Genomic DNA, 23,202 nt, shown 5'->3' on the forward strand with positions numbered 1-23,202 from the left:
GCTAGATACAAAAACGCCGTCATGCTTTTTAGTATGACGGCGTTTTTAATTTTCAATTTATAGCTTAATTTCCAACGCATAGAGTTGAAAACTAAGGCTAACTTAAAGCTTAGCCGCGTGCTTTCAAGAACTCAGCGTAAGTACCGCGGAAATCGTTGATCTTGCCATCTTTGATTTCAAGGATACGAGTTGCAAGCGAGTCTACGAATACACGGTCGTGAGATACGAAGAACAATGTGCCTTTGTAGTTCTCAAGAGCCAAGTTAAGCGCTTCGATAGATTCCATATCCATGTGGTTTGTTGGCTCATCCATTAGCAGGATGTTTGGTTTATGCATCATGATCTTACCAAGAAGCATACGACCTTGCTCACCACCAGAGATAACCTTTACAGATTTCTTAATGTCGTCTTGACCAAATAGCATACGACCTAGGAAGCCACGAACAACTTGCTCGTCTTCGCCTTCTTGGCGCCATTGGCTCATCCAATCAAACAAGTTCATGTCTGTCTCGAAATCGTGTGCGTGATCTTGAGCGTAGTAACCGATGTTTGAGTTTTCAGACCACTTGTACTCACCTGTGCGAGGCTCAAGAGCGCCAGCTAGTGTGTTAAGTAGTGTTGTTTTACCCACACCGTTCTCACCGATGATAGCAACACGCTCACCTACTTCGAAAATACCGTCGAACTTGTTGTATAGGTCTTCTTCAAAACCTTGAGATAGGTTTTCAACCACAAGTGCGTTACGGAATAGCTCTTTAGACTGTTCGAAACGGATGAATGGGTTTTGACGGCTAGACGCTTTAACTTCGTCTAGTTGGATCTTATCGATCTGCTTAGCACGTGACGTTGCTTGCTTCGCTTTAGATGCGTTAGCAGAGAAACGAGATACGAACGTTTGAAGTTCAGCAATTTGTGCTTTCTTCTTAGCGTTGTCAGACAGTAGACGCTCACGAGCTTGAGTCGCAGCCGTCATGTACTCATCGTAGTTACCTGGGAATAGACGAAGTTCGCCGTAATCAAGGTCAGCCATGTGTGTACAAACAGAGTTTAGGAAGTGACGGTCGTGCGAAATGATGATCATTGTGCAGTTACGTTGGTTTAGCGTATCTTCCAACCACTTGATGGTGTCCATGTCCAGGTTGTTCGTTGGTTCGTCAAGAAGCATGATATGCGGGTCTGCAAACAGTACTTGAGACAATAGAACACGAAGTTTCCAACCCGGTGCTACTTCGCTCATCAGACCGAAGTGCATTGATTCTTCAATACCTACCGCTAGAAGAAGCTCACCAGCTTTAGCTTCTGCCATGTAACCGTCCATTTCAGCGAACTGAACTTCAAGGTCAGCCACTTTCATGCCGTCTTCTTCGCTCATTTCTGGCAAAGAGTAAATGCGGTCACGCTCTTGCTTAATAGCCCAAAGCTCTTTGTGACCCATGATAACCGTGTCGATTACCGTGAATTCTTCGTAAGCAAACTGGTCTTGGTTTAGCTTAGCAACGCGCTCGTTTGGATCGTAGCTTACGTTACCAGCACTTGGCTCAAGTTCACCAGATAGGATCTTCATGAACGTCGATTTACCACAGCCATTCGCGCCGATTAAACCGTAGCGGTTGCCTTCGCCGAACTTAACTGAAATATTTTCGAAAAGTGGCTTAGCGCCGAATTGTTGGGTGATATTTGCTGTGGAGATCAATGCCGTTACCTTTTTAATGTGAAAAACGCCGCAACGTTACTTCTTCGGGGCTTTAACTGCAAGTCTTGATTGCAATTACTCGCCATTAAGTGAGTGATAACCTAGCCAAATCATAGTTTGAGCTGACTCACATTTTTGATTTTCTATTTGTCGTTAAAAAACCATCTACTTTCAGGAAAAACAAAATATCGAACAGCCCCCCATAATGGGCGGTATATAACGTCCCAAATCATGCCAATCATTGAATATATCGTATACTGATTGGTCACAGTAAAACTAACCCGATCAAAGCAACAAAAGACATAGGCAAGACTAGCCTAATCTCTGACAATTTCATGACAAAACCAGCCCAAACGGGAATAAAGTACTCGCCCCCGATACGGGGTTGGATTTCACAAAGTAAGATTAACTAACTATAGTAATCCTAACCTCATAATTCTAAGAGACTTTTATGCGTTCACTTTCGCGCTTCTTAATCTTCACTTTGGCCATTATCTCTTGGCCTAGTCATGCCAACTTGGAATATGACTTACAATCTCAGCCGCAGGTATCCGATTCTGCTGTTGATCTCGATGATCGAATTGATTCGTTACCCGACCCCCTCTTTATGGAACCGTCGGACAGACGCCAAGTCAATATATTGCTCGCTGAAGTGCTACAAGTTCAAAAGCAGGAAATCAAAACCTTCGAGCAACAGATAAAAGCCTACAGAGCGAACAACGACACCGATCAATGGTTTGCCGTTCAAACCAGTTACGTCACTTTGAATAGCTTGAATGTGAGCAAGCAACACCTGTTAGAGCAGACGAATTCCGCTAATAAAGAGCGCCTAACGGGTTTTGGCCCCTACGGCGTAACTCAATTTAAGCAAGAGTGGGAATTAACCAAGCTCAACATTGAGTATCTTGTTTACTTCCAAATTCGTAGCTTTAAAGCGCTCGTTAAAGACATCTTTATTTCGCCAGTGCCTGTGATTGGTGCATCGTTAAAAGTGTTGTTTATCTATTTTGGTTTAGCGTGGTGGCTTGCCAATAGCACTCGTTTGATTGAGTTGTTCAGAATTAATTTTCTTGAAGCGAAAACGAACCCTCCATTTTTAGTACGTGTGATCTGGTACATCAGCCGCGCTGATCGTGCGATTGCTTGGTTAATTGCGATTACGCTTTCTCTAAGAGTGCTCTCCAGCATCCCTAGCCTGCAACACCTGATTTTCCTTGAGATCTTCACTTGGTGGATTCTAGGTGGTTCGATTGCTATCAGCTTTACTTTGGAATTTGCGTATCGTTTGGGCCGCACATCCAATCAAGAAGTGATTGCGCTGCGCCTATCGACCATTCGCCGTTATGTTTGGAGCTTCATTGTTGCGGGTGTGACTTTGCAAATATCGAGTATCACGCTAGGCAAAGGCACTATCTATAGCTGGATCTACAGCGCCCTATTTTTCTGGTTTGTACTGGTTACCATTTCAGTGCTTAGATTATGGCGTGCGAAAGTCTTCGATACGCTGCAACACATCTCTGATCGTCCGGTATGGGTGAACTGGGCAGTAAACCGCAAGGATACCTTCTTACTTAATATATTGGCGACGGCCATTGGCATCGTATGGTTGAGTGTTTACAACTTCCAACACCGCATCATGGCCTTACTGTCTAATTACACACTGTTTAGCCAAGCTTTGGCGTACCTGTTTAGAATTGAAGTGGCTAAGCAGTCTGACCTTGACAAGAATCAGCAAAACTTGGTTCGAATCAAAGGCGATCAAACCTATGAATACATTCTTCCGGGTAATATCGACAGCACGCTGATTGATTACGCCGGTGATGAGGTTAAGCAACTGTCTCGCTACTTGATGTCAGACAGCCCTGCTATCTGTATTGTTTCAGGTGAACGTGGTGTGGGCGCAACAACGCTGCTTTATACACTGCTGCACAAAGTCTCTAACGCTGAACCTGTCTACGTAAGTTGCCCTTACGCTGGTTATCAAGAGCTGTTAGCGCATCTAGCGGTGAGCATCGGCTTGGAAGAAAAAGCGACTGAGATTCAGATCTTGGCTCACCTTCGTAAAAGCAAGACCACGTACTTGATTGCGATCGATAATGCACAACGTCTAGTTAAGCCAATGGTTGGCGGCTTGTCTGATCTGATACGTTTAACCAATCTACTGCGTCGTTCTAAAAAGAACCACCGTGTCGTGATATCGATCGCCAAATCAAGCTGGCGGTTTGTCGATCGAGCGCGTGGCGAACGTTTGCTGTTTGACTTGGTGTGTTTCCTTCCGCGTTGGACAGAGAAACAAGTCGGTGAGCTTCTAAATAGCCGTATTAATACGGAGCTTGAGAAGCCGTTATCGTTTGATGGTTTGGTGGTGCCTAAACAGTGGGACCAAGATGACATGAGCGAGGAAGATCGCGCACGCCAAGGCTTCTACCGAATCTTGTGGCATTACTCTGATGGTAACCCTACCGTTGCGTTGCGCTTCTTCCGACTCTCATTGAATCGAAACAAAGATACCGATCAAGCCGTGGTGCGCTTGTTCCATGTACCAGAAGCACAAGAACTAGAAAACATGCCAAAACCTATGCTGGCTGTGCTTCGTTCTATCGTGCAGTTGGAAATCGCGTCTCCGGAAGTCTTGTCTGATTGTACGCAGCTAAGCACGGCTGAGATAACCGGCATTCTGCGTTACTTTGAAAGCCGTGGTTATATTGGTTGGCATGAAGAAAAGGCTCGAATTTCCGAGCACTGGTTCCGCCACATTACTAACGTTCTCGACCGTCAACATCTACTGGTGAAGTAAAATGAAGAAGTTATTTATCCTACTATTTGTTGGCTTGGCAAGTGCTGTCAGTTTCCCGATCTTTGCGACGGAAGAGTTAGCCAATGTAGAAAACATCTCAAAGATAGCGAGTCTAGTGCGATGGAGCGGCGTGTTCTTCTCCATGATCGTTATTGCGGCGATGTGGTTACTGCTTAAGTTTATCAACTCGATGGTGACCAGTTTTGGTAGCCAATTCGTGCAATACCGAATGCTGCTACAGAAACTGCAGTCGTTTACTCAGTTCTTTATCTATGTGAGCACAGGTCTTATCGTGTTCATGATGAGCTTTAGAATCAACGACCAAATACTGGCTTTGATTGGTGGTACCCTCGCCGTGTCAGTCGGCTTTGCGCTTAAAGATTTGGCAGCTTCATTCATCGCGGGCATCACGGTAATGATTGATAGGCCCTTTCAAGTTGGTGACCGCGTCACGTTCGAAGGCAACTACGGTGATATCATTACCATTGGTTTGCGTTCAGTGCGAATGAGAACCCTGAACGATGACATCATTACCATTCCGAACAACAAGTTCTTAAATGAAGTGACCACCAGTGGTAACTACGGTGCGTTGGACATGCAGGTGGTGATTCCGTTTTACGTTGGTATGGATGAAGACATCACCCTAGCCCGCGATCTGATTCAAGAAGCGGCGTCTTCAAGTCGTTATATCCACTTGCCGAAACCTGTAACGGTTTTGGTTAAACAGACGATTACCGATAACTACCTAGCAATACAGCTAACTTGTAAGGCTTACGTTGTGGATACTGCGTATGAGAAGCTGTTTGAAACCGACATTACTTTGCGTGTGATGAAAGAGTTTAAGAAGCACAACATCAACCCACCGAAAATTTCAGTAGCGGCGCATTAGGCTTGATGCTTTAGACGTTTGTTGCTTATAGCAAATGACTAGCCATAAATAAAAACACCTCCGAACTTATCGCAAGTGCGGAGGTGTTTTTTATGAGCTTTTTATCTTTAAGCTAATAGTCCTATTGATGCTAAACCTTAAAGTATTTCAATTGCTCAGTAAGGTGTTCTGTAGTGTTCGCCATTTTCTGACTGTCTTCTGCGAGCGATTGTGAGGCTTGGAGTACCTCATTTGCAGCGAGATGAATCCCAGTAACACTTTCACTCATTTCAGTGGCTACCGTGCTTTGCTGCTCCGAGGCTGCGGCAATTTGTGCCACCATGTCATTGGCGTTATGCAGTTCATTCACAATCACATCGAGTTGTTGACGAGTTTCGTTAGACGCGACAACACTGTGATCAACCTTCTCGTTACTGCTTTGCATTGCCTTAAAGGTCCGTTCTGCTTGTTGAGTCAGTTTCTCAATCGTGGATTGCACTTCGTTAGTTGAATTTTGAGTGCGGCTAGCAAGATTTCGAACTTCATCAGCAACCACTGCGAATCCTCTGCCTTGCTCTCCTGCACGTGCCGCTTCTATTGCTGCGTTGAGCGCTAACAAGTTCGTTTGTTCTGATACATCACGAATCACACCAACGACTTGGCTTATTTCAGTCACGCCTGATTGCAGATCTCTGACTAAGTTATTCGCGTTACTTAATTTCATAGCTGACTGACTTTATTATTTGTTTTGATTATGGATTTTCGGTCAAGGTATCAAAATTTCGTACAGTTCAGATGATATGCATCAAGATCAAAAGATATACACTGTGTTACATAACCAAAAAGAGGTGCTCGTCAAACCGAAAGAGGTTGAGATTTGGTTTGCGATAGATTAGTAGTGCGGAATTTTCGTGCTTGGGCTAAAACGTTCGTGTAATAGCCCAAGCGCGTTAGAAATATTATCAGATGATAATATCAGTGAATGAGTTCTTAGAACTTATAGGTTTGATACAAGCAATTGAGGTGTCGCTTTCTGTTGAAGATAGATACTAAAGCAACTTCCCTTACCTACCTCAGATTCAACTCGGATCTCGCCGCCAGTTTGGCTCAAGATACTCTGAGATACTGACAACCCTAAGCCCGTGCCATCTCGTTTGGTGGTATAGAAAGGCGAGAAGATACGTTTCAGTTGTTCTTCCTTAATACCGCAGCCTTCATCTTGAACATGAACGATAGCGCCATGAGACACACCATTTTCAACCCAGTCTTCACTCGAAATGGTTAACGTGCCCTGACCGTCCATTGCATGAATCGCGTTCATTTGTAGGTTAACCAGAATCTGTAGCAATTGGTTTCGATTGACCTCGACTGAGGTTTTAGCGTTCAGCTGCGATACGTACACAATGCCTTTCTTCTTCGCACCTGTTTTTACGAGCGTAATACTTTCATCCACTATTGGGTTGATATGTTGCCACGTAATTTCGTCTTGTACGCCGCCGTGACGGCTGTATTGAAGCAGGCTTCGTGTGATATTTCGAATTCGGTCAATCTGCTCCATGATCGCGTGGACTTCCTCATCTACACGGCTCACTTCATCGCCCAGTTCAAACTTCATCAGTTCAACGTTGCCAAGAATCACGGCGGTTGGGTTATTGATCTCATGAGCAATACCTGCCGTTAATTCACCTAACGCGGCCAGTTTTTCATTGACCACCAGCTTATCTCTGGCTTGATTGAGAAGCTTGATGTGCAGTTCGAGTTCTTCAGTTTTCTCTTTCAAACTCGCGGTACGAGAATGCACTTTGCACTCAAGTTCAGACGCCGCTTGTTGAATCTCTTGATTGCGCTCGTGCAGTAGATCCAACATCTTGTCGAATTGTTTAGCGAGCAGTGTCAGTTCGTGTTGATCATCCAAACCTAGCGTACCAATTCGCTTGTCTTGCCCCATCTGGACTAGCTTGACGACCTTATGAATGCGTTCGATTGGGTTGAAAAGATCACGTGCGCCACGGTGAACGATCAAACCGGATGCCAACAGAAGCAACACAATGGTAATGCTAATTTCGCCAAGGTTGGTCAAGTACGTTTCTATCAGCGGCCAAATCAAATAACCGGTGTAAAGCATACCAATCACATTATTAAACTGGTCATGGATTGGTTGGTAAGCTGTGATGTACCAAGCATCGTAAACATACGCTCGATCTAGCCACTCTTTACCTTCATTCAAGACTTTCGAGTGAACCTCGTGAGAAACACGTGTACCAATGGCGCGCCCTACACTGTCTTCACTGCTCAAAGGCACGTTGGTGCTAACACGAAGATCATCAAGGAAAACCGTGACCGTTCCTATATGACGATTAAAACCTTCTCGTTGTGGATAGATAAGGTTACTGATTTGGTCAACAAGTTGAGTACTGTTATTCAGTAAGATCCCACCATCCAGAAAACCAATCACATGATCATGTTCATCTTTGATGGATACAACGGTTCGGCTTACCAATCCGCGAGTCTCGACCTCTTGCCCGTTGAGCATCGGAACTTCCGCTTTTTTAGCGAGGTCACGATCGAGATAATTGAGTTCATTACGGCTTAAGACACTGAAAAATGAAGGCTTGTGAGTTAAGTTTAGATATTCGAGTTTCTTTTCCATGCTCTCGACACTGCGCCAGCGCAGAAAATCGAGCTCATAGCGAGATTTGTTCTCAGACACCCAGCGAGTTAGCTCTTCGTGTGAAAGATCACTCGCGAGTTTGGTTCGAAAGTTATAAGACTCGGCGAACGCACGAACGTTGTATGCTTGCTGATTTTGGATCAGGTGAATACTGTTATCGGCAACATCCAAGCGTTCATCAACATCAATCAGAGCGCCCTGCCACGTGTAATGTATTGACCAATACAGTGTGATAGCCACAAGCGCGCACAAGGTCAGAATGATCGGAGCTGATGTTAGGAATAATAATCGGTAGCGAACCATGGTTTTGAATCGGAACGCCCACTTTGACCACCAACGACGTCTAATCGGCATATTCAGAGCCTTCTGTGTTCCAATCTTTGTACTTACGCTCTAGCGTTTTACGTGCGACGCCAAGATCTCTTGCAGCTGCCGATTTATTGCCATCATGAAAACTAACCAGCTGTTCTATATGAGATTTTTCTACTTCTTTGAGTGTCCAAGTGTTTGGATAACCCTCGGCAGCGTCTGCATTATTCAAGTTTGGCATTTCCGCACCATGTGACACCGTCACTGAAATACTAGCGGGAACAGCATCACCATTAATCTCGCGCCAATAGTGTGCTGGTGGCTTGTCTAAAAGAATGCATCGTTCGACTAAGTTTTTAAGTTCACGAATATTTCCCGGCCATTCGTATTCGTTCAACGCCAAGATATCTTCATGTGCCCAATTTGGAACTGGCATGCCAAGCTCGCTCGATAAAAGACGAGTAAAGTATGGAACAAGTTCAATCAGGTCTGACGGGCGCTCTCTCAATGGCACCACATCAATCTTAAGTACATTGAGTCGGTAGAACAGATCGCGGCGGAAATGCCCTTTATCGACCTCTTCTTGAAGATTTCGGTTGGTCGCCGCCACCACTCGTACGTCAACGGAAATTTCCTTCTCGCTACCGACTGGACGAATGGTTCTTTGCTCTAACACGCGTAACAATGCAGCTTGCATTGGCAGTGGCATTTCACCAATTTCATCAAGGAACAAGGTGCCACCACTTGCGACTCGGAAAAGACCTTCACGGTTTTTCTTCGCACCAGTAAATGCGCCTGATGTATGTCCAAACAGTTCACTTTCTAGAAGTTCTGGAGCAATCGCACCACAGTTGATTGGCACAAATGGACCTGTGCGTTTACTGGCTTCATGTACACCACGAGCAACCAGCTCTTTGCCGGTACCCGACTCACCTTCTATCAAGACGGACGCTCGAGACGGTGCAAATTGACTGATCAGCAATTTAAGTTGTTTGGTCTTGTCTGAATTGCCAATCAGTTCAGTCTTGATATGACGACTCACATCACGCTTCAACGCGTACTGCATTCTTTGGTCGAGTCGCTTATCCATACAACGCAGAACCGCTTGTATCATCTGTTCGAGGTTGAACGGCTTAAGAATAAAATCTGAAGCACCAAGCTTAAGCGCGGATATGGTCATCTCTAGATCGGCATAACCCGTCATGAAAATCACATCGGCGCGTTTGTCGTTGTCGTTAAACGCCTCTTCCCACTCAATGCCAGAGCGGCCTGGTAGGTTGATATCAAGGACAATCAGATCAAAATGTTCGCTCGAACGCAGCGTTTCAGCCTCTTCAACCGATCCTGCGCTCGACACCTTGCCAAAGAACTTACCCAGTGCTTTCTTTAAGATAGCCTGCATACCCAATTCATCATCGACCACCAAGACGGAAAACGCCTGATACTGAGTCAATGTGTTCGGGTTGAGATTGGATGCAGATGAACTAGGTAAAGACATAATGATTAGCCGGTGAGAAAAGTTGGGACAGAGTGTACCAATTAACCTTTTCTCCAACAGGGACAATGTGCGACATTTTGTCCTAGCTCATGTTTTGATTCATTTTAACGGGGTAAAAGACTCAGTTTTGTCCGAAATAACAGCAATTTAAAGAAATCTGATGCATTATTTGTTGGCATTAAGATTGCTTATAAGGTGTAGATTTCTAATTACAACAATTAGCGTCTTATGCACATGCCCTCTTTGAGCCCTTTAAAATTGAAGGCATGTCATTCATTTATAACAGAATGGACATAATAATAATGAAAGCAATTCCCCTAACTATTGCAGCTCTATCTATCGTCAGTTACACGGCTAGCAGCGCGGAAGACACCACTCATATTAAGTTGGCGACAACCACAAGTACTTATCACTCTGGTCTACTGGACTACTTATTGCCTGAGTTCGAAAAAGATTCTGGTATCAAGGTTGATGTTCTAGCTGCGGGTACCGGTAAATCACTTCGCATGGGCGAAAATGGTGATGTTGATTTGGTAATGACTCACGCACCAAAAGCTGAAGCGAATTTCGTAGAAAAAGGCTACGGCGTTTTACCTCGTAAGCTGATGTACAACGACTTTGTGATTGTGGGCCCTCAAAGTGACCCAGCAAAAATTGAATCTCAAAAAGCTGTAGCTGATGTATTCAAAGCAATCGCAACCAACAACGCGACGTTTGTGTCTCGTGGTGACGATTCAGGCACGCACAAGAAAGAGATGGGCATTTGGGCACAGACCAAAATGGAACCAAACTTTGGTGGCTACCGCAGTGTTGGTCAAGGCATGGGCCCTACTCTGAACATGGCGTCTGAAATGCAAGGCTACACCATGACAGACCGTGGCACATGGTTGGCTTACCAAAACAAACTGGATCTTAAAATCCTTTTCCAAGGTGACAAGAATCTATTTAACCCTTACCAAGTGATTCTGGTTAACCCTGAGCGCTACCCAAGCATTAACTACCAAGCAGCGAAAGTATTCAGTGATTGGTTGGTGAACCCTAAAGGTCAGAAACTGATTAACGACTTTAAACTGCATGGCAAACAGCTGTTTGTAGCGAGCGCAGAGTAGTTTTTCGTCAGCGTAGATTCGTTTATAACAAGCTGAGAATGGTTTGTTGTAAGTACTAATTCCAATTAGCACTACGCTTAACTAACCAGTTAACTGAAGCATTTAAAGAAACAATAGCTGGCCAATATAGGCTCAATAATATTGTGTCAGCTATGATTAACATCAGTCATTACCGATAAAGACCTATTATCGATTCACACGAGATACTTCATGACCCTATGGCAAACAACGATTGATGCAATGAACCTACTAGTGAGTTTTGACCACGAATTGTGGAAAATCGTCGCGGTATCTTTCAGCGTATCTTTGTCCGCCATCTCATTAGTGATTATTCCTGCAATCATCATGGCTTTCTTATTGGCTTATACCGAGTTCCCCGGGAAGTGGGCATTATTATCGGTGATCAACACCCTGCAAGCTATCCCAACCGTGGTTATCGGTTTGTTGATGTACATGATGCTCTCTCGCTCTGGCCCGTTAGGTGATTGGGAATTACTGTTCACCCAAAAGGCGATGATTCTAGGTCAGATGCTGATCTGTTTCCCAATCCTAGTCGCGATGATGCACGGCGCTCTGCAGGCCAGTGACCGCCGAGCGGTTGAAACGGCGCGCACGCTTGGCGTATCAACGACTCGTGTGGCGTGTACGTTAATTTGGGAAACGCGCTTCCCTCTTTTAGCTGCAACTATCGCTGCCTTCTCTCGTATCGTCACTGAGGTTGGTTGTTCAATGATGGTCGGTGGCAACATTATGGGGATGACAAGAAACATCCCAACAGCTATCGCTATGGAAAGCCACAAAGGCGCATTCGCTCAAGGCGTCGCCCTCGGTATGGTGTTATTAGCATTGGCATTAGCCCTTAACTTTTTCCTTTCCAGTGTGAGAGGAAAAGGCTATTTAAGAACTTAGGAACGCTGTCATGAGTATAAAAATAACAACGCAGCAAATTTCAATGCGCTACAAAGAGCGTGTTTTGTTCCATATTCCCGAATTGTCGATCGGCCCCAACGATGCCATTTATCTCAAAGGAGATAATGGTGTGGGTAAAACGACCCTACTTAAAATATTGTCTGGATTGATTCAGCCCAGCTCTGGCCGCATTCAGTCTCCGACACAAAGCTGGCAGCAGATCTTATTCCCTAGGCTCAAGTTCAAAGACATTATCTACCTGCATCAAACCCCCTATCTTTTTGATGGCTCGGTGTACCAAAATGTCGCTTATGGCATTCGCTTTAACAAAGAGAGCCAAAAAGATAAGCGAGCTCAAATAATTAATGCATTGAGAATGGTAGGTTTAGAAACCCTGGCAGATGAGCATATTTCTGTGTTGTCTGGCGGTGAGCGTCAACGCGTAGCAATGGCTCGAGCTTGGATTCTTAAGCCTTCAATCTTGCTTATGGATGAACCAAGTGCTTCTTTAGACAAAGAATCTATTGAAAGATTGGTGATTATGGCCGAAGATCTTCTTCAGAGAGGCGCGAGTTTAGTCATCACCAGTCACCAAACTAACGCGTTAACCGATTTATGTAAGAAGCAGTGGTGGATCAAAGACAATACTTTGACCGAATCCCCGCTTCTGCAAGTTATTCAGAAAGATAAAGCACAAGAGAATATTTATGTTGCTTCCAACGCAAACTAGTTGGGTTATTTTGGCTGGCGGACAGGCCAGCCGTATGGGCGGAAAAGATAAAGGACTCGTTGAGCTCAACGGTTCTCCGCTTATTCAATACGTTATAAACAAGCTGTCACAACAAGATGTCAGCATCACTATCAATGCCAATCGTAACTTAGACAGTTATAAAGCATTTGCTCCGGTTGTTTCCGATTCTTTCCCTGACTACCCGGGTCCGTTGGGTGGCATTCATGCTGGCCTTAAAAACGCGAACACCGACTGGGTTGGCTTTGTCCCGTGCGACAGCCCACAAATCAGTGACGACCTTGTTGAGCGTTTTTGTTCTGCAGTTAAAGAAGACAGCGACATTCTTGTCGCGCATGATGGCGAATTTAAGCAACCTGTATTCACCCTATTCCACAAGCGTGTTCTACCAAAGTTAGAAGCGTTTTTGGAACGTGGTGATCGTAAAATCATCTTGCTATACAAAGAGTGTGTTACCGAATACGTTGATTTCAGCGATTCTCCTAACTGCTTTGTTAATCTCAACACGCCAGAAGAACTCACCCAATTCGGAACGCTTCAATAATGAAAGATTCTAAACAACGCCCTAACCTTCCTTTATTGGGCTTTGCTGCTTATAGCGGTACAGGCAAAACGACCGTACTTGAAGCCCTGCTTCCTCTGTTGACTGATGCGGGTTTAAAAGTTGGCGTGTTAAAACATGCTCACCACGATTTTGATGTCGATAAGCCGGGTAAAGACAGTTACCGCTTACGTAAAGCGGGCGCGAACCAAATGTTGATTGCTTCTCGTAATCGTCACGTGATGATGACAGAAACACCAGAAGCCGAAGCAGATTTTTATTACCTGCTGACTCGATTTGATACCAACACGCTTGATCTGATTTTGGTTGAAGGCTGTAAGAACATCGCCTTCCCTAAAATTGAACTGCACCGAGATGAAGTGGGCAAACCTTGGTTATATCCAAACGATAACAACATTATTGCTATCGCGGCAGACAGCCAAGTTGAATCAGAGCTGCCACAAATGGCGATCAGCGACTTAGAAGCGATTCGTGATTTCATCATCGATTACGCGCAGTCCTTTGACCTTGTCTCTACAACAGGCAGAGCCGTGTCATGCTCACCTTCAAAAGACGCAGCGCCAGCTGTTTGTTGTGATTCGTTCTCTCCTGCAGGTTTAACCGTTACTCAAGGCCAACAAAAGATTGTTGATAGCATTGACGCACTCGATCTCACAGAGAGTGTTGAATTACTGCAAGGCTACGGCCGCGTGCTGGCTGAAGATGTGATTTCGCCAATCAACGTTCCTCAGAATACCAACTCTGCAATGGACGGTTATGCAATTCGTAGTGAAGATCTAGAATTGGACAGTTACAACATCGTTGCTGAAGTCATGGCGGGTCACAGCTACGAGCAAATCGTGCAACAAGGTGAAGCCGTTAAAATCATGACCGGCGCACCAATGCCAGAAGGCGTTGATGTTGTCGTGATGCGTGAACAAGCCGTCCAAGATGGCGATAAAGTTAGCTTCCCTGATGCTAAAATCTCGGTTGGACAAAATGTCCGTATGGCAGGTGAAGATTTAGAAATCGGCCAACCTGTCTTTACACGTGGCACACGCATTGAAGCGCCAGAAATGGGCATGATGGCGTCGTTAGGTTTTGGTACCTGCCCTGTTCTGCGTAAAGTGAAAGTGGGTGTGTTCTCTACGGGTGATGAAGTTCAAGCGCCGGGTCACGAGCAAAAACCAAACTCTATCTATGACTCAAATCGTTTTACTATTATCGGCATGCTTCAAAAGCTCGGCTGTGACATCGTCGATTACGGCATCATTGAAGATGATGAGCAGAAGATGATGGATGTGCTGCATTCTGCGTCGCTTGAAACCGATATGGTTTTGACTTCTGGTGGTGTGTCTGTTGGTGATGCGGATTACATCAAGCTTGCGTTAGATAAACTGGGTGAAATCAACTTCTGGCGTATCAACATGCGTCCAGGTCGCCCATTGGCTTACGGTAAGATTGAGAACAAGCCGTTCTTTGGTTTACCGGGTAACCCTGTTGCTGTGATGGTGTCATTCATTAACTTTGTTGAGCCTGCGATCCGCAAGCTTCAAGGTCAAACGAACTGGACACCAGTAAAAGCAAATGCTGTAGCAACTGAACAACTGCGCTCACGCCAAGGCCGTACTGAATTTAGCCGTGGTGTGTTCTCGATGAATGAATCTGGCGTGCTTGAAGTGAAAACAACGGGCAAGCAAGGTTCAGGTATTCTGCGTTCAATGAGTGAAGCGAACTGCTTAATCGAAATCTCTCCAGCAGTTGATACTGTGAAAGTTGGCGAGACAGTGACGATCATTCCTCTGCAAGGTCGCGTTTGATTCAAAACAAACACCTAAATTGACTTAGCAGCTTTTTAATTAACTTAGCTGCTTTTTAAATGATTTGGAAGATCTTCGCCAAAACATAAACGAAGCCCCTATATAGATTTTTCAATGTTAAGGGGCTTTTGTTTTTTTCGTTCGTGAAAAAACAACCTGTTCGTTTCCTAAAAGACAAATAGCTTAAATTACGCTAAACGTTTAGAACGATAATCTTAAGATTTCTTACCATTACCTTGAGCCACGTACGGTTTTTATGTAGAGTGCGCGCAAAGTAATAATTCTATTGGAGAGCAACCATGGCTCGTACCATTCTGTACACTTACAAAGACGAAGACAAAGAGTTACTGTTTTCAAAACAAGAACACCGCACGATCCAAGAAGCTGTTGCTGCAGCTGAAGGCATCGATATCTCTGAGTATCTAAAAACTGAGCAACAGCTTGAGTTGATTTCTGATACTAAAGCGGTTCGCAACTACCAAGACAACTACTTCCGCAAGCTTGGCTTTACTAAGCTTACGTTGAAGCAAAAAGACAATCTTGGTGTTGGTAAAAAGAAGAAGTAAGCCCTCTTGGCTCTTTTCTTGATATGTCGTTTCTAGCTTTTCGTTTGTAGTTAACAGCTAACAGCTAAAGAAACCAAAGCACCGAACAATAAAAAATGCCGCAACCTCTTTCGAGATTGCGGCATTTTTATTTGTACTTTTTAACTATCTAACCTTAGCTAGCTTAAGTCACGATTACTTAATGTTAAGGAATGCAGCACCACGAACGCCGCCTGAATCACCATGCTTCGCTTTGATGATCTTTGGACATTTCGCTACAGACAGTAGGTATTTAGGGATACGCTTTGGCATCTCTTCGTAGATAAGTTCGAAGTTTGAAAGACCGCCACCCAATGCAACTACGTGTGGATCAAGACCGGTAAACAGGTTCGCGAAACAGATAGCCAATAGCTCCATGAAACGATCAACGTGATCAGCCGCTTTTGCTTCACCTTCGTTGTACGCTTGAATGATCTCGATTGCTTTCTTCTTCTCGCCGAAGTAGTGCTCGTAAATCAATTCAAAGCCACGACCTGATAGGTAGCTGTCTAGACAACCTTTCTTGCCACAACCACAACCGAGTAACGGTGCGTTGTCGCCAAGGTGGAACCAAGCATCAATAGGAAGACGCATATGGCCCAGTTCACCAGCAACGTGGTTACGACCAGAGAACACTTTGCCTTCGTAAACTAACCCGCCACCAAAACCAGTACCTAGAATTAGGCCTGCTACTGATGGTTCGTCTTTAAGCTCGTCATCCCACGCTTCTGAAAGCGCAAAGCAATTCGCATCATTTTCAATTTTCACACTACGACCAATAAGTGCTTCTAGGTCTTTACGTAGTGGTTTCCCCGTTGAAGCTGGCACGTTAACAACCAGCATTGTGCCGTCGTCAGCATCTTCCATACCAGGAAGACCAAGACCAATTTTACCTTCGCAAGAAAATTCACTGTCGTACTTCTTCACCAAACCGGCAATCGTATCAAGTAGCAGTTGATAATCTTCAGTAGGCGTTGGTACGCGTTCTGTTGCTACTCGCTCAAGTTTTTCATTGAACGCACCAAATTCAATTTTTGTGCCGCCAACATCGAAGCCGTAATACATGAAATCTCTCCAATTTTTCCCTAAATTCGGGCAAATAAATTTTTCAAATTAAACATCTAGGACGCATTATCCATAACACTCCCCCTACAAACCGTGATGGATAACAAACTTATCTCGTGTTCGAATCTGTTTGAACAACAAGTCAGCACAAAGCGGTTAAAGGTTAGAGTGACGTCTCATTTTTAGTGTGCTCTATGAAAGCGTTCAGGCTTGGTTTGGTTGGATCGGACTTATAACGCGTCTTACTTAGCATGTAGCTTTCACGAAATGTCTCAAACCACAGCTGTAAAGTCTTTGCGCCCTGCTCTTCACCAGCCTGTTTCAAAACCAAGCTCGCTACTTCTGCAGTCGAGAGATGTTGTTCGTTGTCTGACTTACGCATCATGTATTGCGAAACCGATTCTGGTTCGATCGACAACACCGGTAAGTCTTGCAGATACTCTGAACGACGGAAAATACGTCGTGCTTCACGCCAACTACCATCAATAAAGATCAGCAGCAACGTCTTGTTCGAATCTCGCATTTCAGCAAGATCTGCAACCACACGCGATTTGTCATCGGTATAATCTTCAGGAAAGACCACGACTGGCTGATATTTATCGTCTTTCAGCACATCAAGCATCTCTTGATTTGGTTCAGTGCGGTGCCAAAGGTAGGCATAGCTGTCTTTAACGGTATCAAGGATTAAACGGCCGGTATTACTTGGTTTGAGTATTTCGTTGTCCGATAAGATCAACATGGTCGCGACGTTCGTATTTACGTCTGGTTGATGTTCACAGATACAGCTGTCTTGTTTGATTTTACAGAACTGACATCGAACCACTTTACACCCGCGCGCGTTAAACGGCTTGGTAGAAAGAGACAAACGGTGTTGATATAAACGGTGAAAAGCGTGGATTCTCATGGACAATAACGATAAATCTAGAAAAGTGGCACGATTGTACTTACAGTGTCCCTAGAATGATAGAAGGAATTCCCATGCAAGACCCATCACTGCTTCGCCTTGTTTTCTTTATTAGCGCTTTTGTTTTGTGTGCGTTGTGGGAATATCGTGCGCCAAGAAAAACGTTGACTCAAAATAAATGGTTTCGTTGGGGAAATAACTTCTCATTAATGGCGCTTAACAGTGTTTTATTGGCGACATTAATACCTGTTGCGGCATTTCAAGCGGCACTGATTGCGGAACAAAATCAATGGGGTCTGTTCAATAACATTCGCCTACCCTTTGAAATCACCGTGTTCCTTTGTGTCGTGTTATTAGATCTTGCCATTTACACTCAACATTTAGTCTTCCACCGTATCCCTGTCCTGTGGAAACTTCATCGCGTCCATCATGCCGATTTAGATATCGATGTCACAACTGGTACCCGCTTCCACCCCATCGAGGTGATTTTATCTATGTTAATTAAAGTCGCGTTGATTTTCGTATTGGGTGTGCCCGCACTAGCGGTTGTGATATTCGAGGTTGTGCTTAATGTGAGTGCTATGTTCAATCACAGCAACGGTCGTTTACCTTTATGGTTCGACAAGCAGCTTCGTAAAGTGATTGTGACACCAGACATGCACCGCGTTCATCACTCGGTCATTGTTAAGGAAACGCACTCAAACTTTGGCTTCTTTTTATCAGTGTGGGACATCTGGTTTAAGACTTACCGCGCCCAACCCAAGCTTGGTCATGACAAGGTGCATATTGGTGTTCCCGAGATTCAAGATGGTAAAGAGCAACGGCTAGATTTAATGTTACGTCAGCCATTTGCACGATTCCCGACAACGAAAGATTAAGTTCGAATTCAGTTGAGTCTCAAGCTTATATTGAGACCAACCTTAGCTTAATACCAAAGTTATCTTAATCCGAAAACAAAACGCCCTTAGATTCTTGTGAGAACTTAAGGGCGCTTCTGTATCGATAGTCGTTATAAGCGTAGTTAATGATTAAGTACTGCTAGTGCTTAAACTCTTTCGCACACTAGCTTAACTATCACGCTCGTCTATTTCAGCACGTACTTATGAAGCATGGCTTGTTGGTGCCCTGCTATCTCTCCGACTTGCTCTGAACTCTCGATCATAGATTCAAGTTGCAGCTTAGTATTCTCGCCCTGCTCAGATACTCGAGTGATTGAATGGGTAACATCGACAGTTGCACGAGCTTGTTCTTCGGTAGCCACCATGATTTGCTCAACACGCCCTTTGATCTGGCTAACCGCAAATTCGATTTTCTCGAAGGCTTGTCTTACATCGCCACTGGTTTCCAGTGCATTGGCCATCTCACTTCTCGATTCCGTTACAGAAGCACGTGAGCGATCGGCTGCCGCTACTAGTTCGTTCATCATGCTACGAATATTGGTGGTTTGCTGGGATGTGCCGCTCGCCAATTTACGCACTTCGTCTGCAACTACCGCAAAACCTCGACCTTGTTCACCTGCTCGCGCCGCTTCTATCGCAGCGTTCAGTGCCAATAAGTTGGTGTTTTCAGCGATTCCGCTGATCATATCGACCATTTCACGAATCTGTTTCACTTGACCATCCAAGTCAGCCATCGACTCTTCACTCATGCTAAGAGATTGCTCAAGCGCTTGTAATCGTTGTTGGTTAAGGCCAACCACTTGGCTGCCACTCACTGACTCATCTTCTGCTATTTGAGCATCGTCGTTCGATGCGTTAGAAATACGAGCAATCTCACCAATCGATGCTTCCAGCTCAGTAATGGTGGTGATCATATTCTGAAGTGATTCGTTCTGTTCGTTCAAGCTCGAATTGGTTTGCTCTGCAGCGTCATGGCTTACTTCAGCCGTTTGATAAAGCGTCTCACAGTTACGCGTTACTAAACGAACCGAGTCCGCGGTGGAATCAACGACCGTATTGAGTTTTGAAGTGATAACTTGCAGCTCTAGCGGCCCAAGCAATTCACTCTGTTTAGAGAAGTCATGATCTGCAAGTGAACTCAACTGTTGAGTAATGTTTTTTAGCCCTTTATTCATCCAACGGCGTAACACGAACCATGAAATCACAATGATTACGGCAATAACCAGCCCACTGATAAACAACACACGATCAATATTGGTGATGGTTTGATTTACAACCAGTTCGCTTTCATCAATCAGATGGGAAGCGGTAGAAGACAACTGATTCAATGTGCTTATGACTGTATTCGCGAGGGTGATAACTTGCGTTAAGTTCTGCTCTTGCTGCTGAACCAGTTCGAGTTTCAAGAGGATCTGTTTGATCACGCCTTCTTCGGTAAAGCCTTCTTTCACCATCTCGTAAGGCGCCGTCAAGCTCGCGAACTCAACGATGTCTGGATGCCAATCGGCAAAATCGCTGTAAGCCAAGTTAAGGCCTGCGATTCGGTTTCTCAATTGACGGTATTCGTCTTGTGCTTTATCAATGTCAGGTTGCATCATCAACATCAAGAAGGTGTTCGCCATAGCAGACGCACTGGATGTGAATCGGTTCGCTGCATCGCTCGCTTCTGGGTTGTCTTCAACCAAGAATGAGCTGATTCGATTCATTTCTGGTCCGATAGATCCAACGCCATAACGGAACTCGCCCATTTTACTGTCGATCAGATTTTGCTTACTTTGAATCTCAATCTGCGCCAGCAGTACCGTGTTGGTCATAGCTTGCAGTTGCGCCATGTCATCGACAAGGATTTGTTGTTGCTCTAAAGAGATCGCATCAGGAAAAGATTGGGAAATAAAAAGAAGTTCCTCTAGCGTGGTATTGCTCTCTGTCGCGAGTTGGTCAATTGAGCCCCTTGTGGCATTCAGTGTATCTAAGTCGGTTGATTGGGTGCTGTAAGTGAGAAGTTTTACTTGTTCTAATACGCTTTGCGTTAATTCGGCGTTATGTAGAGCAAGGGGTAATGCTTGTTCCGAGAGTGCATCAAAATGTCCCCCGACCCGTTCAACGCCCCGAATGCTAACCATTGATAAAAAAGTAACAAGTAAAAGAATGGAAATAAATACAGCAGTGACGGTTTGAATGAGCGAGAATGTATAACGTGAGGGTTTTATTGATAAATTTGTGTCGGGCATGTGGAATCCAGTTTGACTACGAAAAGAGATATCCTTAAGTTAGGTCGTATACTAGAAGTCCTTGATGACGTTTTTATTTCAGTTTTTTGTCAGAAGAGTTACATATGAAAATCAGAAAAATGGCTGTAGTTACAATAACTTTAGCAACATTGGCTGCTTGTAGCTCGTCACCTTCGCCTTCTCAGCTTAGTCAAACCGCACAGAAACCCCTATCAAAGTCAGAACAATTGACTACAAACGCTTATATGAGCGTGTATGAACAGTGGAAAGGCGTGCCATACCATTTCGGTGGGACCTCATTTCGAGGTATAGATTGCTCTGCTTTTGTTCAAATCGCCGTGCAAAATGCGACTCAACAAGCTCTACCAAGAACCACAAAAGACCAGAGTAAAAAGGGAAAAGAAATTGCGTATGGGCAGGCAACAAGCGGTGACTTGGTGTTTTTCAAGACTTCGATGACGGTGCGACATGTAGGCGTTTATTTAGGAAACAACCAATTTCTACATGCCTCGACATCGAAAGGTGTCATTATTTCTAGGTTAGATAACCCTTACTGGGCATCCAAGTTTTGGCACTTTAGGCGTTTATAGCGGTTCGAAAGATAAACCGCTGAGCGAGGTAACTCTAGAAAGATACGACTTAAACGCCCGTTGTTATTATGCTGATTAATTACGACGATAAATGAGCAAACAAACCGTTAATCGTATTTAGCAACAGCAGTATCAAACAGGTTCTTCACTAACGCGATGTACTCATCGAGGAATACAATTTGTTCGTTAGTCGCTTTCTTAGCCCACACACCCGCTAATACTTCACCAAGATCCGCTACTACGGCATCTGCTTCTTTCAAAAGTTGAAAACGAACGCTCGAATGCAACTCTGGGTTTTGCTCGAAAATAGCCATGATGTTTGTTGAAATCATGTCGGTAACAATGTCTTCGACACTTTCGTTTCCAGTATCACCATTACTATTGGTAAACACATCAAGGTTGAATGATAGGTGCTCGATTAAAGCCAAATAGCCATCGGTTTCTACAACCACAATAATTCTCCGTTTTAAGCTCTAGAGCAGATTAATACGTACTTGCCTAATACTATGTAAATGAAGCTATTTGTCATCACTTTATTGCCCAAAACTACATTTAAATGATCCTAGTTAGTATTTCAGCTTAAAATTAAATCGATATAGCTTTATGTGGTATACCTGCCTACTTACGACACAAGTCAATTCACGCCAACAAAGTGTAAGACAAACTTTGAAGCAAAGTATTGCGCCAGTTAACAATAGCCCTTTCAACTAACTCTAAAAGCTCATTTAATTTAGTCGCTAGACAATAACAAGCTCAAATCACTTTTCCAGTTTGTTGCGTTCAAAACCGTTTCGATTGTGAGACCAGTTCCAAACTATTTCATCACGTCAGGTTTTCAATTTATGTTTGTATTTCAAAGAGCTTGAATCAGTTCAAGTTCACAATTCGGCCAATTGATTCTACGTAAGATGAAGAAGAGCTAAGAACATTGACGAGTGCGTCTATAAATTGTTCAGATTTATCCTAAACTATTGCTATTAAACAAACAGTATTTCTAACCTTCAATCTTTTTAACTTTCAGTCTTTGAGGATTTCCTATGTGGCAGGCCATTTCTCAACAACTTTCAGATACTCTTCTATTTAACTTTCAGATTACTGAACGTACCAAGGTTTCTGGTGGCGACATTAACGATTGCTATATGATCAGCGATGGTAATGAGCGTTACTTTGTGAAAGTGAATCAGCGAGAATTTTTACCTAAGTTTGAAATTGAAGCTGAGAACTTACGCTTGTTAAGAGAAACCTCCACTGTTTACGTTCCTGAGTTGGTGCTTATTGGCAAAACCAAAGAGTGCTCGTTCATTATTCTGAATTACTTGCCGACCAAACCGCTCGAGACGGGCAACAATAGCTTCGATTTCGGCGTTCAGCTTGCGCGGCTTCATCAATGGGGCGAGCAAAAAGAGTTTGGTTGCGACCAAGACAACTATATCGGCAGCACACTTCAACCCAACCCTTGGCATAAGAAATGGGGTCGCTTTTTCTCTGAGCAACGCATTGGTTTCCAACTGCAACTGCTCAAAGAGAAAGGCATCGAGTTTGGTGATATCGATGACATCGTTGATGTGGTGAATATGCGTCTTGCTGGCCACAACCCTCGCCCTTCTTTGCTTCATGGGGATCTTTGGAATGGCAATGTTGCTAACTCTGCGTTTGGCCCAATTTGCTACGACCCTGCTTGTTACTGGGGGGACCATGAGTGTGATTTGGCGTTAACTGAATTGTTTGAAGGTTTCCCTAAAGAGTTTTATGAAGGTTACCAGAGCGTCAATCCACTCGACGTTGGCTATACTGATCGGAAAGACATTTACAACTTGTACCATCTTCTTAACCACTGCAATCAATTTGGCGGCGAATATTTAGCACACACTGAAGCATGCATTCAGAAGATACAGGCCGTTTAATACCAATTACAGCTGTTTATAACCGAATACGATTGGTATCAGTTACAGTGAGGAGAATTTGC

Annotated in this window: 18 protein-coding genes and 1 pseudogene; 11 read left to right on the plus strand and 8 right to left on the minus strand. The window is 44.2% G+C overall.

All coding sequences use genetic code 11. From position 1 onward, the window contains the following. Positions 1 to 109 precede the first annotated feature (109 nt). Positions 110 to 1,693, minus strand: a complete 1,584-nt coding sequence (locus AB4154_RS03120; RefSeq protein ID WP_009846736.1) for an ABC-F family ATPase — start codon at positions 1,691 to 1,693, stop codon at positions 110 to 112. 451 nt (positions 1,694 to 2,144) lie between these two features. Here AB4154_RS03120 and AB4154_RS03125 point away from each other — a divergent pair, with 451 nt between their 5' ends. Together AB4154_RS03125 and AB4154_RS03130 are read left to right on the plus strand one after the other, a co-directional pair. Beyond that, entirely contained in the window at positions 2,145 to 4,490 is a 2,346-nt protein-coding gene (locus AB4154_RS03125) for an ATP-binding protein (RefSeq protein WP_372122160.1), read from the plus strand. A gap of 1 nt (position 4,491) precedes the next feature. Then, positions 4,492 to 5,379: a mechanosensitive ion channel family protein gene (locus tag AB4154_RS03130; protein ID WP_017059614.1), complete on the plus strand. Its 888-nt coding sequence runs from the start codon at positions 4,492 to 4,494 to the stop codon at positions 5,377 to 5,379. A 130-nt stretch (positions 5,380 to 5,509) separates the two neighbouring features. On the opposite strand, the pseudogene AB4154_RS03135 reads toward AB4154_RS03130, so the two are convergent. From AB4154_RS03135 to AB4154_RS03145, 3 genes and pseudogenes are all read right to left on the minus strand, one after another. After that, positions 5,510 to 6,073: pseudogene (locus AB4154_RS03135) on the minus strand (methyl-accepting chemotaxis protein); the annotation flags it as partial. Positions 6,074 to 6,355: 282 nt separating this feature from the next. Next, complete coding sequence (locus AB4154_RS03140) at positions 6,356 to 8,383, minus strand: cache domain-containing protein (RefSeq protein ID WP_017059613.1); 2,028 nt, start codon at positions 8,381 to 8,383, stop codon at positions 6,356 to 6,358. Next, complete coding sequence (locus AB4154_RS03145) at positions 8,373 to 9,836, minus strand: sigma-54-dependent transcriptional regulator (RefSeq protein ID WP_372122162.1); 1,464 nt, start codon at positions 9,834 to 9,836, stop codon at positions 8,373 to 8,375. The genes AB4154_RS03140 and AB4154_RS03145 overlap by 11 nt, the downstream gene beginning before the upstream one ends. A 302-nt stretch (positions 9,837 to 10,138) precedes the next feature. Here AB4154_RS03145 and AB4154_RS03150 point away from each other — a divergent pair, with 302 nt between their 5' ends. The 6 genes from AB4154_RS03150 (at position 10,139) to AB4154_RS03175 (ending at position 15,529) form a co-directional block, all read left to right on the plus strand. Next, positions 10,139 to 10,945, plus strand: coding sequence for a substrate-binding domain-containing protein (locus tag AB4154_RS03150; protein ID WP_017068185.1), 807 nt, complete (start codon positions 10,139 to 10,141; stop codon positions 10,943 to 10,945). Positions 10,946 to 11,155: 210 nt separating this feature from the next. Further along, positions 11,156 to 11,854 carry an ABC transporter permease gene (locus AB4154_RS03155; RefSeq protein ID WP_017059610.1) on the plus strand — a complete coding sequence of 233 codons (699 nt, stop codon included), beginning with the start codon at positions 11,156 to 11,158 and terminating at the stop codon, positions 11,852 to 11,854. Positions 11,855 to 11,864: 10 nt separating this feature from the next. Then, on the plus strand, positions 11,865 to 12,584 hold the full coding sequence (locus AB4154_RS03160; protein WP_017059609.1) for an energy-coupling factor ABC transporter ATP-binding protein: 720 nt from the start codon (positions 11,865 to 11,867) through the stop codon (positions 12,582 to 12,584). Next, positions 12,562 to 13,146: a molybdenum cofactor guanylyltransferase MobA gene (gene mobA / locus AB4154_RS03165; RefSeq protein WP_050634342.1), complete on the plus strand. Its 585-nt coding sequence runs from the start codon at positions 12,562 to 12,564 to the stop codon at positions 13,144 to 13,146. The genes AB4154_RS03160 and mobA overlap by 23 nt, the downstream gene beginning before the upstream one ends. Further along, entirely contained in the window at positions 13,146 to 14,963 is a 1,818-nt protein-coding gene (locus AB4154_RS03170; protein ID WP_017071478.1) for a bifunctional molybdopterin-guanine dinucleotide biosynthesis adaptor protein MobB/molybdopterin molybdotransferase MoeA, read from the plus strand. The genes mobA and AB4154_RS03170 overlap by 1 nt, the downstream gene beginning before the upstream one ends. A gap of 299 nt (positions 14,964 to 15,262) precedes the next feature. Continuing rightward, positions 15,263 to 15,529 (plus strand): DUF2960 family protein, encoded by a 267-nt coding sequence (locus AB4154_RS03175; protein WP_017063882.1) that lies wholly within the window; start codon positions 15,263 to 15,265, stop codon positions 15,527 to 15,529. Positions 15,530 to 15,703: 174 nt separating this feature from the next. Here the strand turns inward: AB4154_RS03175 and nagK are convergent, their stop codons facing one another. Both nagK and AB4154_RS03185 read right to left on the minus strand, forming a co-directional pair. Continuing rightward, positions 15,704 to 16,612 (minus strand): N-acetylglucosamine kinase, encoded by a 909-nt coding sequence (nagK, locus tag AB4154_RS03180; protein ID WP_017059606.1) that lies wholly within the window; start codon positions 16,610 to 16,612, stop codon positions 15,704 to 15,706. Positions 16,613 to 16,775: 163 nt separating this feature from the next. After that, complete coding sequence (locus AB4154_RS03185; protein WP_080582212.1) at positions 16,776 to 17,522, minus strand: tRNA-uridine aminocarboxypropyltransferase; 747 nt, start codon at positions 17,520 to 17,522, stop codon at positions 16,776 to 16,778. Positions 17,523 to 17,590: 68 nt separating this feature from the next. Between AB4154_RS03185 and AB4154_RS03190 the strand changes: the two genes are divergently transcribed. After that, positions 17,591 to 18,394, plus strand: coding sequence for a sterol desaturase family protein (locus AB4154_RS03190; protein ID WP_372122164.1), 804 nt, complete (start codon positions 17,591 to 17,593; stop codon positions 18,392 to 18,394). A 206-nt stretch (positions 18,395 to 18,600) separates the two neighbouring features. On the opposite strand, the gene AB4154_RS03195 is transcribed toward AB4154_RS03190, so the two are convergent. After that, positions 18,601 to 20,646 (minus strand): methyl-accepting chemotaxis protein, encoded by a 2,046-nt coding sequence (locus tag AB4154_RS03195; protein ID WP_372122166.1) that lies wholly within the window; start codon positions 20,644 to 20,646, stop codon positions 18,601 to 18,603. A gap of 104 nt (positions 20,647 to 20,750) precedes the next feature. On the opposite strand from AB4154_RS03195, the gene AB4154_RS03200 reads away from it, so the two are divergent. Continuing rightward, complete coding sequence (locus tag AB4154_RS03200) at positions 20,751 to 21,236, plus strand: C40 family peptidase (protein ID WP_017059602.1); 486 nt, start codon at positions 20,751 to 20,753, stop codon at positions 21,234 to 21,236. A 107-nt stretch (positions 21,237 to 21,343) separates the two neighbouring features. Here the strand turns inward: AB4154_RS03200 and AB4154_RS03205 are convergent, their stop codons facing one another. Then, positions 21,344 to 21,688, minus strand: coding sequence for a DUF3802 family protein (locus tag AB4154_RS03205; RefSeq protein ID WP_010440912.1), 345 nt, complete (start codon positions 21,686 to 21,688; stop codon positions 21,344 to 21,346). Between the two features lie 585 nt (positions 21,689 to 22,273). On the opposite strand from AB4154_RS03205, the gene AB4154_RS03210 reads away from it, so the two are divergent. Continuing rightward, positions 22,274 to 23,140, plus strand: coding sequence for a fructosamine kinase family protein (locus AB4154_RS03210; RefSeq protein WP_017059601.1), 867 nt, complete (start codon positions 22,274 to 22,276; stop codon positions 23,138 to 23,140). Positions 23,141 to 23,202: the final 62 nt, after the last annotated feature.

Origin of the sequence: Vibrio sp. 10N.286.51.B11, assembly GCF_041469245.1 — a bacterium.
In the GTDB taxonomy this organism is placed as follows: Bacteria; Pseudomonadota; Gammaproteobacteria; order Enterobacterales; family Vibrionaceae; genus Vibrio; species Vibrio crassostreae_C.